Below are 14,738 nucleotides of genomic sequence, written 5' to 3'. Positions count from 1 at the left end.
GGTCCCAGGGGGTGTTTCACGTGAAACACCCCCTCACCGGACTCAGTGCGCGGCTTCGGCGATGTGCTGTGTGCCGATCCGCTTGCGGAACACCCAGTACGTCCACCCTTGGTAGAGCAGGACGATCGGCGTGGCGATCCCCGCGCACCAGGTCATGATCTTCAGGGTGTAGGGGCTGGACGAGGCGTTGGTGACCGTCAGGCTCCAGTCCGCGTCCAGCGTGGACGGCATGACGTTCGGGAACAGTGACAGGAAGAGCATCGCCACGGCGGCCACGATGGTGACGCCGGACAGGGCGAAGGACCAGCCCTCCCGCCCGATCTGGTTGGCCACCAGCGCGGCGACCAGGGCGACGACCGCGACGACCAGGGCCACCAGGCTGCGACCGTTGCCTGTGTCGGCCTGTGTCCACAGGAGGAAGGCCAGGGCCACCACGGCGGTCACCAGACCGACGCGCAGAGCCGTCCTGCGCGCCCGTTCCCGGATCTCGCCGACGGTCTTCAGCGCCGTGAACACCGCACCGTGGAAGGTGAACAGCGTCAGGGTGACCAGGCCGCCGAGGAGCGCGTACGGGTTGAGCAGGTCACCGAGGCTGCCGACGTACTCGAGGTTCCGGTCGATCTTGACGCCCCGCACGATGTTGCCGAAGGCCACGCCCCACAGGAACGCGGGGGTCAGCGAGCACCAGAAGATCGCGGTCTCCCAGTTGCGCTGCCAGTTCTCCTCCGGCCGCTTGGCCCGGTACTCGAAGGCGACACCGCGGACGATGAGGCAGACGAGGATGACCAGCAGCGGCAGGTAGAAGCCGGAGAACAGCGTGGCGTACCACTCGGGGAAGGCTGCGAAGGTCGCGCCGCCCGCGGAGAGCAGCCACACCTCATTGCCGTCCCAGACGGGGCCGATGGTGTTGATCAGCACCCGCTTCTCGGGCCGGTCGCGGGCGAGCAGCTTGGTGAGGACACCGACTCCGAAGTCGAAGCCCTCCAGGAAGAAGTAGCCGGTCCACAGGACAGCGATCAGGACGAACCAGACGTCGTGGAGTTCCATGACTGTGCCTTCCTCGGCCTAGTAGGAGAAGGCCATCGGCTTGTCGGCGTCCCGGTGGTCGCCGCCGATCTTCGTGGGCGGGTTGAGGTCGGCCTCCGTCAGCTCGGGCGGGCCCGCCTTGACGTACTTGGCGAGCAGCTTCACCTCGACGACGGCGAGGATGGCGTAGAGCGTCGTGAAGACGGCCATGGAGGTGATGACCTCGCCCTGGGAGACGCCGGGGGAGACCGCGTGCCGGGTCTGCAGCACGCCGTAGACGACCCATGGCTGGCGGCCCATCTCGGTGAAGATCCAGCCCCAGGAGTTGGCGATCAGCGGGAACGCCAGGGTCCAGACGGCGATGCGCCAGTACCACTTGGTCAGCTGCGGGCTGAGCGCTTTGTTCCGCAGCAGCACCAGGTGCGGCACCTCGTCGTCGCCCACCCGCAGATGCTGCGGCAGCAGGAACTTCTTTCGGGTGAGCCAGAGTCCGGCCAGGCCGATGGCGAAGGAGGCCATGCCGAACCCGATCATCCAGCGGAAGCCCCAGAAGGTGACAGGGATGTTGGGCCGGTAGTCGCCGGGCCCGAACTTCTGCTGCTCGGCCTTGTTGACGTCGTTGATTCCGGGGACGTAGGAGCTGAAGCTGTCGTCGGCGAGGAAGGACAGCAGGCCGGGGATCTCGATGGCGACCGAGTTGTGGCCCTTCTCGACGTTGCCGTAGGCGAAGATCGAGAAGGGGGCGGGCTTCTGTCCGTCCCACAGGGCCTCGGCGGCGGCCATCTTCATCGGCTGCTGCTTGAACATGACCTTGCCGAGGGTGTCGCCGCTGATCGCGGTGAGCATGCCGGCGATCACCACTGTGATCAGGCCGAGCCGCAGGGAGGTCTTCATCGCACCGACGTGCTTCTTGCGGGCCAGGTGGTAGGCGGCGATGCCTACCATGAAGGCGCCTCCGGTGAGGAAGGCGGCGGAGAGCGTGTGGAAGGCCTGGGTGAGTGCGGTGTTCTGGGTCAGGACGGCCCAGAAGTCGGTGAGTTCGGCACGCCCTTTGGTCTTGTTGATCCGGTAGCCGACGGGGTGCTGCATCCACGAGTTGGCCGCGAGGATGAAGTACGCCGACAGGATCGTGCCGAGCGAGACCATCCAGATGCAGGCCAGGTGGATCTTCTTGGGCAGCTTGTCCCAGCCGAATATCCACAGGCCGATGAAGGTGGACTCGAAGAAGAACGCGATCAGCGCCTCGAAGGCGAGCGGGGCGCCGAAGATGTCACCGACGAAGCGGGAGTAGTCCGACCAGTTCATGCCGAACTGGAACTCCTGCACGATGCCGGTGACGACACCCATGGCGATGTTGATCAGGAAGAGCTTGCCCCAGAACTTGGTCGCCCTGAGGTACTTCTCCTTCTCCGTGCGCACCCAGGCGGTCTGCAGGCCTGCCGTCAGGGCGGCCAGGGAGATCGTCAGGGGGACGAACAGGAAGTGGTAGACGGTCGTGATGCCGAACTGCCAGCGCGCCAGTGTCTCCGGCGCCAAAGCCAGGTTCACGTCGTCACTCTCCTTACGTCGCCGAGTCACGCGGCGGCGGTTTGCCCCGATGTGTCCTACGCAACACGGCAGTAATCGGACGCGCTTGTGAACGCGTTCACATTCACAAGCAATTATGACGTACCGATTCTCAGGGCGGAACCGGGGGTCCCCCCTTCGCCTCCGCGTCGGCCCCTTGGCAAGAACTTCAACAACTTGTTGAATTGCACGCCATGCAGATACGGATCTCCTGGCCCTCCGGCCACCTCACCGCCCACCTCGACGACACCCCGACCACCCGGGCGCTCGCCAAGGAACTGCCGCTGGTCTCCACCGCCCGCACCTGGGGCGAGGAGGTCTACTTCGACACCGGCGTCCGTGTTCCACGTGAAACCGACGCCCGGCAGGTCGTCGAGCCCGGAACGGTCGCCTTCTGGACCGACGGGGACGCACTGGCCCTCCCCTACGGGCCCACGCCGATCTCGCGGGGCGACGAATGCCGCCTCGCGAGCCCGTGCAACGTACTGGGCCGGATCGAGGGCGATCCCCGCAGGCTTGCGACGGTCCGCGGCGGCGACCCCGTGCGCGTCGAGCCGTTGAACGGCTGAGGGCCTGCCCGGCGGACCGCGGAGGAACCGCGCGCCGCCGGGCAGGCCCTGAAGGAACCCCTGGAGCACAGGGGGAGCGCACACACCACCCGGCGGAGATCACCTCTCCGGGTGGGGGGCATGCCTGATCGGGGACGTCACGCCCCCCGGTGGAAGGCCTCCGCCGTCTTGAGGAAGATGTCGTTCGCCTCGCTCTCGGCGACGGTCACCCGCACCCCCTCGCCCGGGAAGGGCCGGACGACCACACCCGCCCGCTCACAGGCCTCGGCGAAGGCGCCGGTGCGCTCCCCCAGCCGCAGCCACACGAAATTGGCCTGCGTCTCGGGGACGGTCCAGCCCTGCGCGCGCAGCGCGTCGACCACGCGCGTGCGTTCGCACACCAGCGAGCCGACCCGGCCCAGCAGCTCGTCCTCGGCACGCAGGGAGGCGATCGCCGCCTCCTGCGCCAGCTGGCTCACGCCGAACGGCACCGCCGTCTTGCGCAGCGCCGCCGCGACCGGCTCGTGGGCGATGGCGAAGCCCACCCGCAGCCCGGCCAGCCCGTAGGCCTTGGAGAAGGTGCGCAGCACGCAGACGTTGGGCCGCTCGCGGTACAGGACCGCGCCGTCGGGCACCTCGGCGTCGCGGATGAACTCGCGGTAGGCCTCGTCCAGCACCACCAGCACGTCACCGGGCACCCGGTCGAGGAACCGTTCCAGCTCGGCCCGGCGCACCACCGTGCCGGTCGGGTTGTTCGGATTGCAGACGAAGATCAGGCGGGTGCGGTCGGTGATCGCGTCCGCCATCGCGTCCAGGTCGTGCACATCACCCGGCGTGAGCGGCACCTTCACCGAGGTCGCCCCGCTGATCTGCGTGATGATCGGGTACGCCTCGAAGGACCGCCAGGCGTACATGACCTCGTCACCGGGCCCGCTGGTGGACTGGATCAGCTGCTGGGCGACGCCGACGGAGCCGGTGCCGGTCGCCACGTGCGAGGCGGGCACCCCGAACCGCTCGGCCAGCTCGTTGATCAGGTCGGTGCAGGCCATGTCCGGGTACCGGTTGAAGGAGCAGGCGGCCGCCGTCACCGTCTCCATGACACCCGGCAGGGGCGGATACGGGTTCTCGTTGGAGGACAGCTTGTACGCCACCGGACCGCCGGACGCGGCGGGCTTGCCGGGCTTGTAGGTGGGGATGCCTTCCAGCTCGGCGCGCAGTTTCGGGTTCGTCTCGCTCACCGCTGTCCTCCTCATGACCACCGCCGACTTCCAATACTCCATACCTTATGAGGATTGGGCGTCCCTGCGAATGGGTCGGAAGCCATCACTCCCGCCGGCTTCCCACGGCACCGCTCGCGCGGCATCGGGGGCATCCATGTACGAATATGCACGAACGAGGGGCGCGTCTCACATATATCTACGCGCCGGTGGCTCGCGCCGTGGCGCGCATCGCTCGTGCAGGTGAGTTGAGACCTCTTCGAGACCTCCAGGGCTCGGCAGGCCTACGGGTGTCGCTGCTTCACGTCCTGGCATGAAATTGATGAACCGCCTTGGTTTCATCGGTAGTTGATGGGCTTCAGCCATGCAGAAACGTGCCTGTCAATGTGTGCATATGCGTCCGCACTACCCCACCGCATGAGCCCTACTATCGGCTCGCCATGACAGCAGCAGGGAAGCACCAGGTGAGCCGCGCGGAAACCTCTCGTCGAGGCAGTCGGCCGGGCCGGGCAGGCATCAGAGACGTCGCCGCCGCCGCCGGAGTCTCCATCACAACCGTCTCCGACGCCCTCAACGGCAAGGGGCGGCTCCCGGACGCCACCCGCCGCCACGTCCGTGAGGTCGCCGACCGGCTGGGGTACCGTCCCTCGGCCGCAGCACGCACGCTCCGTACCGGCAAGTCGGGCCTCATCGGCCTGACCGTGACGACGTACGGGGATGAACCTTTCACCTTCACCGAGTTCGCGTACTTCGCGGAGATGGCGCGCGCCGCCACCTCCGCCGCGCTCGCCCGCGGCTACGCGCTCGTCATCCTCCCGGCGACCTCGCGCCACGACGTGTGGTCGAACGTCGCCCTGGACGGCACGGTCGTCATCGACCCCTCCGACCAGGACCCGGTCGTCAGCGAGCTGGTCCGGCAGGGCTTACCGGTGGTCAGCGACGGCCGCCCCGCCGGTTCCCTCCCGGTCACCGCCTGGGTCGACAACGACCACGAGGCGGCCGTCCTGGACATCCTCGATCACCTCGCCGAGGCCGGCGCCCGCCGCATCGGCCTGCTCACCGGCACCACGACCGACACGTACACCCACCTGTCCACGACCGCCTACCTGCGCTGGTGCGAGCGCGTCGGCCAGGATCCCGTCTACGAGGCCTACCCCGCCCACGACCCGTGCGCAGGCGCCGTCGCCGCCGACCGGCTGCTGGCCCGCCCCGACCGGCCCGACGCCGTCTACGGACTGTTCGACCCCAACGGCACGGACCTGCTCGCCGCCGCCCGCCGCTACGGCCTGCGGGTCCCCGAGGATCTGCTGCTGGTGTGCTGCAGCGAGTCCACGGTCTACGCCAACACCGAACCGCCGATCACCACGCTCTCCCTCAAGCCACGCCGCATCGGCACCGCCGTGGTCCAGCTCCTCATCGACGCCATCGAGGGAGTCGATTCGGACCACCCGGTCGAGCAGGTGATACCGACCGAGTTGATCGTGCGCACCTCCTCGCAGCGGCGCCCGCCGCGCACGACCGTCAGCCCGCCCAGAACGCCGGAGGAGCAGTAAGGGCAGCTCGTCGCGGGACCGCCGAAGACTGCCCAATCGGGGCGAAAGCCGCGGTGAACCTGAGTCCTGCTCCGATTCACCACCCCTGGGTCATCACACGACGCGATCCGCATTCCTATGATGGGCGCACGACACCGCGGGCCGCTGCGACCAGGCAGTCCGAAGCGGTGCAGACGCGGCGCGATGGTGGAGGGGTCGATGACTCAGGGGGCCGGTCAGGGACCCGAGGTGGAGCGGACGGCGCCACTGCGCGATTTCCGCGTGCCCGCGTACATGAACGAGACCGCTCCGTACGCTCCCAGCGCGCCCCCCGCCGATACCGCGCCACCCCTGGAAGAGGGCCCTCCCGCGGCCGAGGAGGGCTACCCGGACGCGTACACGCCCACCCAACGCGACCTGCCCGTCCTCCAGCGCGGGGACGCGGTCCAGGTGGCGGTGGACCCCGCCCCCGCACCGACCGCGCAGCCTCCCACCGGGCCCGGTCCGCTGTACGTCGTCGGCGACGTGCACGGCTACGTCGACCAACTGCTCGCCGCTCTCCAGGAGCAGGGCCTCATCGACGCCGCGGGCCAGTGGTGCGCGGGCACCGCACGGCTGTGGTTCCTCGGCGACTTCACCGACCGCGGCCCGGACGGCATCGGCGTCATCGACCTGGTGATGCGGCTGTCCGCCGAGGCGGCGGCGGCCGGCGGCTACTGCAAGGCCCTCATGGGCAACCACGAACTCCTCCTGCTCGGCGCCAAGCGGTTCGGCGACACCCCCGTCAACTCCGGTGCGGGCACCGCCACCTTCCAGGCCGCCTGGCTGCTCAACGGCGGCCAGAAGTCCGACATGGACCGCCTCCAGGACCACCACCTGCAGTGGATGGCCCGCCTCGACGCGGTCGAGGAGGTCGACGGCTATCTGCTCGTGCACTCCGACACCACCTCCTACCTCGACTACGGCGACTCGATCGAAGCGGTCAACGACACCGTCCGCGAGACCCTCACCCGCAACGACGCGGACGAGTGCTGGGACCTGTTCCGCAAGTTCACCAAGCGCTTCTCCTTCCGCGACGAGGGCGGAGCCGACGCCGTACGGTCCCTGCTCGGTACGTACGGCGGCACCCGCATCGTCCACGGCCACAGCCCCATTCCCTATCTGCTGGGCGAGGTCGGTTCCGAGGACGGCGACGAGCCCACAGGCCCGCTCGTGGAAGGACCGCACGTCTACGCCGACGGACTCGCCATCGCCATGGACGGCGGCGTGACCATGGCCGGAAAGCTGCTGGTCCAGCAACTGCCCCTGGACATCTGAGCGTTCGACGAGCAGGCCTGTGACAGCGGGCCGGACCACGGCTCGGCGCGCAATTTGTGGAAACCCCCTGTCACCGCGCGCCGTCACGGCTCTACCATCGGTTTATCCGTAGCAGGCTCCCCTCCGTTTCTGCCCGACGGCTCGCTGTCATGCGAGCCCCAAGCCCTACGGAGCATCGGGGGATGCACATGAACAGCGTTCCGCAGCACCTGCTGATCGAGGACCGCCAGGAATACGAGCGGCTCCTCGATGAGGCGCTGCGCTCCGCCCCGCACCACCTTGAACCGGGCGCCGCCGGACAGCGGCTCAACACCGAACAACTGCGCACCATGGCACTCGACGCCACGGCCCTGATCACCGCCGCCGCGGCCACCGAGTACCACCACTACGTGAAGGTCCGCGAGGACCTGCGCCGCCCCGCGCCGGCCGTCCCCGCGTCCGTCCGCGAGAGCGGCACCGCGGAGTCCGCAGGAACCGCGGCAGGACTCGCGGCCACCGTCGGCGAGGCCGTCGAGACCAGCGGTGCGGGCGCCGCCGCCGTCGTCGCGGTCCTCGCCCCTGTCCTCGCCGGCGTCGCCGCCGCTCTCTTCCTCCTCGTCGGCTACATACTGAAGATGCTCGACCCCGCACCGGCCTTCGCCCAGAGCCTGGTCACCGTCGGCTGGGTGTTCGGCGCCGTGACCGCTGCCGCCATCCTGGCGGCCGGGGCGGGCCTGCTGCTCACCGCGCTGCGCAACCGCCCGTCACCGGGCACCGCGCCGTACGGGGAACTCGACGGGGAGCTCGCCCAGGCCCGCGCCGCCTGGCAGGAGGCCCTGCTCGAACGGGGCATCCTGCCGTTCCTGCGCGAGGCCCTCGCGGCCTCCGGGTCCGTCACGCCGTACCGGACGGACCCGTCGGCACCGGGCGGCCGCATGCCGCACCTCGGCTACGGCCGTCCCGGCTTCAGCAGCCCGGGCGACGGTGTCCCGGGCCCGCGTCCCAGCTACTCCAGCCCCGACTTCACCAGCCCGGACTTCGGAGGACCGGAACACCAGCCGGAGTGACCACGGCGGCGAACTCACTCAGCGAGCGGCAGGTACACCCGGTTGCCCGCGGCGGCGAACTCCTTCGACTTCTGGGCCATGCCCTCCTCGATCTCGGTCCGGCTGGTGCCGTGCTCCCGGCGGATGTCCTGAGAGATCTTCATCGAACAGAACTTCGGCCCGCACATCGAGCAGAAGTGCGCCGTCTTGGCGGGCTCCGCCGGGAGGGTCTCGTCGTGGAACTCCCGTGCCGTGTCCGGGTCGAGGGCCAGGTTGAACTGGTCCTCCCACCGGAACTCGAAACGGGCGTCGGAGAGCGCGTCGTCCCACTCCTGGGCGCCCGGGTGTCCCTTGGCGAGGTCGGCCGCGTGCGCGGCGATCTTGTAGGTGATGACCCCGGTCTTCACGTCGTCGCGGTTGGGCAGGCCCAGATGCTCCTTGGGCGTGACGTAACAGAGCATCGCCGTGCCCCACCAGGCGATCATGGCGGCACCGATACCGGAGGTGATGTGGTCGTACGCCGGAGCGACGTCCGTCGTCAGCGGTCCGAGCGTATAGAACGGAGCTTCATCACAGATCTCCTGCTGAAGGTCGATGTTCTCCTTGATCTTGTGCATCGGGACGTGGCCCGGGCCCTCGATCATCGTCTGTACGTGGAAACGCTTGGCGACCGTGTTGAGTTCCCCGAGCGTGCGCAACTCAGCGAACTGCGCCTCGTCGTTGGCGTCCGCGATCGATCCCGGCCTGAGGCCGTCACCGAGGGAGTACGTGACGTCGTAGGCGGCGAGGATCTCGCAGAGTTCCTCGAAGTTCTCGTAGAGGAACGACTCCTTGTGGTGCGCGAGGCACCAGGCGGCCATGATCGAGCCGCCGCGCGAGACGATGCCGGTCTTGCGGTTGGCGGTCAGCGGCACGTACGCGAGGCGTACGCCGGCGTGGACGGTCATGTAGTCCACGCCCTGTTCGGCCTGCTCGACGACCGTGTCCTTGTAGACCTCCCAGGTCAGTTCCTCGGCCCTGCCGTCGACCTTTTCCAGGGCCTGGTAGAGCGGCACCGTCCCGATGGGCACGGGGGAGTTGCGCAGTACCCATTCACGCGTCGTGTGGATGTTGCGGCCGGTGGAGAGGTCCATGACGGTGTCGGCACCCCAGCGGGTCGCCCACGTCATCTTCTCGACCTCCTCCTCGATCGAGGAAGTCACCGCGGAGTTGCCGATGTTGGCGTTGACCTTCACCAGGAACCGCTTGCCGATGATCATCGGTTCGATCTCAGGGTGGTTCACGTTGGCCGGGAGCACCGCGCGGCCTGCCGCGATCTCCTCGCGGACGACCTCGGGCGAAACGTTCTCCCGGACGGCCACGAACTCCATCTCCGGTGTGATCTCCCCCCGGCGGGCGTAAGCCAGTTGCGTCACGGCCTGCCCGTCGCGGCCCCGCCGCGGCTGGCGCGGCCGGCCCGGGAACACCGCGTCGAGGTTGCGCAGGCCCCCGCGCGGTGCGGTGTGCTTGATCCCGTCGTCCTCGGGACGGACCGGCCGACCCGCGTACTCCTCGGTATCGCCGCGGGCGATGATCCAGTTCTCCCGCAGCGGCGACAGGCCACGGCGGACATCGGTGTCGACGAGCGGATCGGTGTACGGGCCCGAAGTGTCGTAGAGCGTGACCGACTGCCCGTTGGTGAGGTGCACCTGGCGGACCGGCACCCGCAGATCGGGGCGTGAGCCCTCGACATACGCCTTGTGCCAGCCGATGGACACCCCGGCCTCGTCGCGGGAAGCGGGCTGCTCCCCGTCGCTGGAGAACTGCGCGGAGGCAGGCGTGCGTGCGTCCTTGTTGGTCATGAGACCTACTCCCTACGCCGGCATTACCCGGTAACAGGTTCGGCGGTCGACGCAGCGGCTTCCGTCCGGCGGCGGTTCCCGGGGAACGTCTCTCGTTCCACGTGAAACATCGCGAAGACGAAGGTCAGCGCCCTCTCAGCCCGGTGCTCCGAGCTCCCGCGTGTGCAAAGGTGCCTCCACGCTAGCGTCATATGGGGCGCGGTGAACAGTGGGCCCCTGCCCTTCTTGCGATGATCTGGCGGTGACCACGACACAGCAGTTCCCCCAGCCGCCGCCGGAACCGCGCCCCGACGCCGGGGCCGGGCAGGGACATGCGTCCGGGCAGGGCAGTCCCCACGGCCAGGGGCACGGGCCCGGTCCAGAGCAGGGGCACAGTCACGGGCACGGGCACAGCCACGGCCCCGCCGCCCCGGTCTCCCAGCACCTCCGCAAGGTCATCGCCGCGATCCTGATTCCCTTCGCAGCCGCGGTCGTGGTCGGCCTCGTCGCGCTCTGGCCGGGCGGCGCCCCCGCGCACGAGCGCACCGGCGTGGGATTCGACCGGCAGACGCAGCAGGCCACGGTCACCGTGGTGGTGTCGGTGAGCTGCAAGGCGGTGAACGCCTCCGGTGACACACCCACCGGGGACACCTCCACCGCCGAGGGCGCCTCTGCCCAGGCACAGGCGTCCGGGACCTGCAAGAAGGCCACGGTCCGAGTCGACACCGGCAAGGACGAGGGGCGCACCTTCACCGAGATCGTGCAGCCGGACCAGTCGCGGCAGTTGCACCAGGGCGAGAAGGTCGTGGTCGCCTACGAGCCCGCGGCGCCGCGGGAACTGCAGTACTCGGTCACGGACGTGAGCCGGGGTTTGCCCATGACGCTGCTGGCCGGGATCTTCGCACTCGCCGTCGTGGTCGTCGGGCGGCTGCGGGGCGTCATGGCGCTGGTAGCGCTGGCCATCAGCTTCCTGGTGCTGGACCTGTTCATCCTGCCCGCGATCCTGCAAGGGTCGAACCCGCTGGTCGTGGCCGTGGTCGGGTCGAGCGCGATCATGCTGATCGCGCTGTACATGTGCCACGGCCTGTCCGCCCGGACCTCGGTGGCGGTGCTCGGCACGCTGATCTCCCTGGTGCTGATCGGCGTCCTGGGTTCGCTGTTCATCGGCTGGGCCGCGCTCACGGGCAACACCGACGACGACACCGGCCTGATCCACGGTCTTTATCCGGCGATCGACATGAGCGGCCTGCTCCTCGCCGGCGTGATCATCGGCTCGCTCGGCGTCCTCGACGACGTGACGGTGACCCAGACGTCGGCGATCTGGGAGCTGCACGAGGCCAACCCGTCCATGGGCTGGCGCGGGCTGTACCGCGCCGGCATCCGCATCGGGCGCGACCACATCGCGTCCGTCGTCAACACTCTGGTCCTCGCGTACGCGGGCGCGGCGCTGCCGCTGCTGCTCCTCTTCTCCATCGCGCAGAGCAGCGTGGGGACCGTCGCCACCAGTGAACTCGTCGCCGAGGAGATCGTGCGCACCCTCGTGGGCTCGATCGGCCTGGTCGCCTCGGTGCCGGTCACCACGGCCCTGGCGGCCCTCGTCGTCTCGGCCGACCGCCCGGAGGCGGTGCGGAACCGGGCGGCGGCCGGGCTCCCCGCTCCCGCGCGCGGTGGCCGGGGCAGACGGCGCAAGCAATGAGGCCTCACCGGGGACGGTGAAGGGGCTGAGGGCTGGCCCGGCCTGCTCCTCGGGCCGGGCCTCAGGCCTCGGGCCGCCCCTCAGGCCTCGGATCGGGCCGGCTTCGTGTCTCGGGCCGGGCGGTGAAGCGTTACTCCACAGCACACGCCCGCTTGCAGAAACGCTTCAGCCCGCGCTCTGCTCTTCCGCCAGGATCCGGTCCAGGGCCTCGTCGAGATGCGCGTCGAAGTCGGCCAGAGCACCTTCCTGGCCCAGCGGCACCAGTTTGTCCGTGCGGTCGAGGAACGCCACCAGGGAAGCCGTGGAGGAGCGGAAGAGCGCCCGGTCGACGCCGACCTGAAGCCGGATCAGGACCTCCGCAAGCGAGTCGGACTCGGCGGGCGCGATACGCACGTCGCCGTCCCCGCACGGTCTGCCGACCCCGTCCACCAGCAGTTCCCGCCCGAACGCCCAGGTGACGGGGGCGTCTCCGGGCAGATGGAAGGTCAGCCGTACGGCATAGGGATCACAGGTCTCGTACCGCAACTCCACCGGAATGCGGAAGGAGAGCTCCTCGGACACGAGAAAGCTCATCATGACCTCTGCCTGTACGGACTCGCGCATCACTACCCCGTCATCTGCCGTCGACTGGCCGGGAATGATCCCCATAACACTGGTGGCATCTTGCTGAACGTATATGGCAGATCACAAGGAGTGAGTTTTCAGATACTGATAGCCAGCGCGAGAGACCCGACACGCCGCCCCACCTCGCACTGCAACTGGCGCGCCGCGGGCAGCAACCGGTCGGCCTGATGAGCAGGGAGCGAGAGCGCCATCGTCGCGGCCATGGTGCCCACGGTGATCGGAACGGCCGCGCAGACCGTCCCCAGCGCGTACTCCTGACGTTCCGTCACCGGCTGCATTCGCGGCATCCGCTCCAGACGTCGCAGCATCGTGTGGTCGTCACGGGCCGTGTACGGAGTGATGGACCGCACCGGGTAGCGGGCCAGATGGTCGCGGCGGGCGCTCTCGTCCAGCTGCGAGAGCAGGCACTGGCCGATCGCGTGCGCGTGTCCGGTCTCCCGGAAGTCGGCCCACTCCTGGACAGCCGGATTGCCCGGGGTGTCGGAGACACACACGACCTCGATCTCGCCGTCCCGGTACATCGCGTAGTACACCGGCACACCGATCAGATCGCGCCATTGTGCGAGCGAGTCGACGACCGTGCTGCGACGTTTCTGCGCCGCTCCGCTGCTGCTCAGGCGTTCGGCCGCCTCACCGAGGAAGAACAGGCCCCGATCGCGGTGGAGGTAGCCCTCGTGGACCAGCGTCCGCAGCAGGTGGTAGGCGGTGGGGAGGGCGATGCCGGTCTCGCGGGCGAGCTGCTTGGCGGGGGCGCCGTGCTCGTGCCCCGCGACGGTCTCCAGCAGGCGCATCGCGCGCTGCACGGATCCGATGAGGGTCTGCGCCGCCGACGCGGGCGGCTGCTCCGGAACGCCGACGTGGGGGTGCTCCACCCGCGGCGCGGAACGCGGCTGGGCGGGGAGTCCCGTGGAACCGGACGGTGCCCGCGGGGCCGGGGGCGCGTGCGGTCCTGCGGGGGCGGTGTCAACCGTGGCCAAGGGTCACTCCCGTAGCGCGAGGGGGCAGCCCGTGCTGGGGACACGGGTGGGGGAACGCTGCCCGCGGGGGCCGGCCCCCGCGTCGATTCCCGGACCTTATCGGCCTGTCACCGCTCCCAGGCGGACTGTCCGGAAAACTTCCCTCCCCCGAGGGAACCGCTGCTCCCCGTCCCGGGTCACCGGTGTCCCGGAAGGCTCACCAGTCGCCGCGCGACGACGAACCCGCCATGAACTTCCGCACGATGTAGATCAGACCGCCGACCAGCGCGACGAAGATCAGCAGCTTGAAGAGCAGACCGATCACGAAGCCGACGACCGTCGCTATGAGGCTGCCGAAGACGACCAGGGCGATGACCGGCACCGCGATCCACTTCACCCACCACGGCAGACTCGTGAAGACCTCTCGCATTGCCCCGTCCTTACCTCTCCGCCGGCCCTGCGCCGGTTTCACCGGATGGCCGGCGCCTCGTGGTGCCGGACCCGTCGTACGTCCTGCGTACGTCCTGGCTTCGATGCTAGGGCCGCCGGGGGCCCGGGCGGGGCTTTCGCATCCCTTGTCGTCCCCTGACCCTTCCCTTAGGGAACCCTGAGACGGCTCCTCACGCTTCCGGCGGAGAGAACACCACGAGGACCCGCAGATCCTCACTGATGTGGTGGAACTTGTGAGCGACCCCGGCAGGTACGTACACCACGCTGCCGCGCGCCACTTCCGTCGTCTCCAGGCCGACGGTGATGGAGGCACGACCGCTCACGACGAAGTAGACCTCGTCCTGCCGGTGCGGGTTCTGCGGATCGTGCTCGCCCGCGTCCAGCGCGTACAGCCCCACCGACATGTTCCGTTCCCGCAGGAACTGGAGGTAGGCGCCGTCGTTGGCGGCCCGCTCCGCCTCCAGTTCGTCCAGCCGGAATGCCTTCATCGCCTCGCCCGTGTTCGTCATGGATCTCGTCTGCCACGATCAGACACATGAAGAATTTCGTAGTCAAGACGATCGCCAACGCGGGCGCCCTGGCGGTCGCCGTCTGGCTGCTCGACAAGATCACCCTGACCGGGGACAACACGGCCAAGGAGGTCGGCACCCTCATCGGTGTCGCGCTGGTGTTCGGTCTGGTGAACTTCCTCGTCAAGCCGGTGGTGAAGGTGCTGACCTTCCCGTTGTTCATCCTGACCCTGGGCCTGATCACCCTCGTCGTCAACGCCCTGATGCTGCTGCTGACCTCCTGGGTGTGCGGCAAGGTCGACCTCAGCTTCCACGTGGACGGCTTCTGGACCGCGGTGGTCGGCGGCCTGATCATCTCGGTCGTCTCCTGGGCCCTGCACATGGTCCTGCCGGACGAGGACTGAGGACGGCGCCCGCCCGTCGGCCCACGCGGCACCCCTTCCATCACCGCC

14 protein-coding genes and 1 riboswitch are annotated in these 14,738 nt (G+C 69.0%); of the genes, 6 read left to right on the top strand and 8 right to left on the bottom strand.

Annotated elements, in window-relative coordinates:
* Positions 1 to 42 precede the first annotated feature (42 nt).
* Positions 43 to 1,047, bottom strand: a complete 1,005-nt coding sequence (cydB, locus tag ACFC02_RS00150; protein WP_376349975.1) for a cytochrome d ubiquinol oxidase subunit II — start codon at positions 1,045 to 1,047, stop codon at positions 43 to 45.
* Between the two features lie 18 nt (positions 1,048 to 1,065).
* Complete coding sequence (locus ACFC02_RS00145) at positions 1,066 to 2,574, bottom strand: cytochrome ubiquinol oxidase subunit I (protein ID WP_376349973.1); 1,509 nt, start codon at positions 2,572 to 2,574, stop codon at positions 1,066 to 1,068.
* A gap of 212 nt (positions 2,575 to 2,786) precedes the next feature.
* Here ACFC02_RS00145 and ACFC02_RS00140 point away from each other — a divergent pair, with 212 nt between their 5' ends.
* A complete protein-coding gene (locus ACFC02_RS00140) occupies positions 2,787 to 3,161 on the top strand; it encodes a cyclophilin-like fold protein (RefSeq protein ID WP_376349970.1) in 375 nt (124 codons plus the stop codon).
* A gap of 137 nt (positions 3,162 to 3,298) precedes the next feature.
* Here ACFC02_RS00140 and hisC read toward each other — a convergent pair whose 3' ends face one another.
* The gene (gene hisC / locus ACFC02_RS00135) at positions 3,299 to 4,378 is read right to left on the bottom strand and encodes a histidinol-phosphate transaminase (RefSeq protein ID WP_376349967.1); all 1,080 of its coding nucleotides are present in this window, start codon (positions 4,376 to 4,378) and stop codon (positions 3,299 to 3,301) included.
* A gap of 419 nt (positions 4,379 to 4,797) precedes the next feature.
* On the opposite strand from hisC, the gene ACFC02_RS00130 reads away from it, so the two are divergent.
* From ACFC02_RS00130 to ACFC02_RS00120, 3 genes are all read left to right on the top strand, one after another.
* The gene (locus ACFC02_RS00130) at positions 4,798 to 5,910 is read left to right on the top strand and encodes a LacI family DNA-binding transcriptional regulator (RefSeq protein ID WP_360966610.1); all 1,113 of its coding nucleotides are present in this window, start codon (positions 4,798 to 4,800) and stop codon (positions 5,908 to 5,910) included.
* Between the two features lie 183 nt (positions 5,911 to 6,093).
* The gene (locus ACFC02_RS00125) at positions 6,094 to 7,206 is read left to right on the top strand and encodes a metallophosphoesterase (RefSeq protein ID WP_376349964.1); all 1,113 of its coding nucleotides are present in this window, start codon (positions 6,094 to 6,096) and stop codon (positions 7,204 to 7,206) included.
* Positions 7,207 to 7,388: 182 nt separating this feature from the next.
* Complete coding sequence (locus ACFC02_RS00120) at positions 7,389 to 8,252, top strand: hypothetical protein (RefSeq protein ID WP_376349962.1); 864 nt, start codon at positions 7,389 to 7,391, stop codon at positions 8,250 to 8,252.
* Positions 8,253 to 8,266: 14 nt separating this feature from the next.
* On the opposite strand, the gene thiC is transcribed toward ACFC02_RS00120, so the two are convergent.
* Positions 8,267 to 10,072, bottom strand: coding sequence for a phosphomethylpyrimidine synthase ThiC (gene thiC, locus ACFC02_RS00115; protein WP_376349959.1), 1,806 nt, complete (start codon positions 10,070 to 10,072; stop codon positions 8,267 to 8,269).
* Positions 10,065 to 10,242, bottom strand: a riboswitch (TPP riboswitch). It overlaps the preceding gene by 8 nt.
* A gap of 71 nt (positions 10,243 to 10,313) precedes the next feature.
* Between thiC and ACFC02_RS00110 the strand changes: the two genes are divergently transcribed.
* On the top strand, positions 10,314 to 11,747 hold the full coding sequence (locus ACFC02_RS00110; protein WP_376349957.1) for a YibE/F family protein: 1,434 nt from the start codon (positions 10,314 to 10,316) through the stop codon (positions 11,745 to 11,747).
* 165 nt (positions 11,748 to 11,912) lie between these two features.
* Here the strand turns inward: ACFC02_RS00110 and ACFC02_RS00105 are convergent, their stop codons facing one another.
* From ACFC02_RS00105 to ACFC02_RS00090, 4 genes are all read right to left on the bottom strand, one after another.
* A complete protein-coding gene (locus ACFC02_RS00105) occupies positions 11,913 to 12,350 on the bottom strand; it encodes an SsgA family sporulation/cell division regulator (protein WP_376349954.1) in 438 nt (145 codons plus the stop codon).
* Between the two features lie 98 nt (positions 12,351 to 12,448).
* Entirely contained in the window at positions 12,449 to 13,348 is a 900-nt protein-coding gene (locus ACFC02_RS00100; RefSeq protein WP_376349951.1) for an IclR family transcriptional regulator, read from the bottom strand.
* Between the two features lie 196 nt (positions 13,349 to 13,544).
* A complete protein-coding gene (locus ACFC02_RS00095; protein ID WP_360966594.1) occupies positions 13,545 to 13,757 on the bottom strand; it encodes a DUF5326 family protein in 213 nt (70 codons plus the stop codon).
* A 190-nt stretch (positions 13,758 to 13,947) separates the two neighbouring features.
* Positions 13,948 to 14,265 carry a cupin domain-containing protein gene (locus ACFC02_RS00090; RefSeq protein WP_360966592.1) on the bottom strand — a complete coding sequence of 106 codons (318 nt, stop codon included), beginning with the start codon at positions 14,263 to 14,265 and terminating at the stop codon, positions 13,948 to 13,950.
* Positions 14,266 to 14,312: 47 nt separating this feature from the next.
* On the opposite strand from ACFC02_RS00090, the gene ACFC02_RS00085 reads away from it, so the two are divergent.
* The gene (locus ACFC02_RS00085) at positions 14,313 to 14,690 is read left to right on the top strand and encodes a phage holin family protein (protein WP_360966590.1); all 378 of its coding nucleotides are present in this window, start codon (positions 14,313 to 14,315) and stop codon (positions 14,688 to 14,690) included.
* Positions 14,691 to 14,738: the final 48 nt, after the last annotated feature.

The organism is Streptomyces sp. NPDC056160 (genome assembly GCF_042268205.1).
GTDB lineage: Bacteria > Actinomycetota > Actinomycetes > Streptomycetales > Streptomycetaceae > Streptomyces.
Note: the sequence above shows the minus strand (reverse complement) of the source record. Positions and strands in the feature narration are given on the sequence as shown.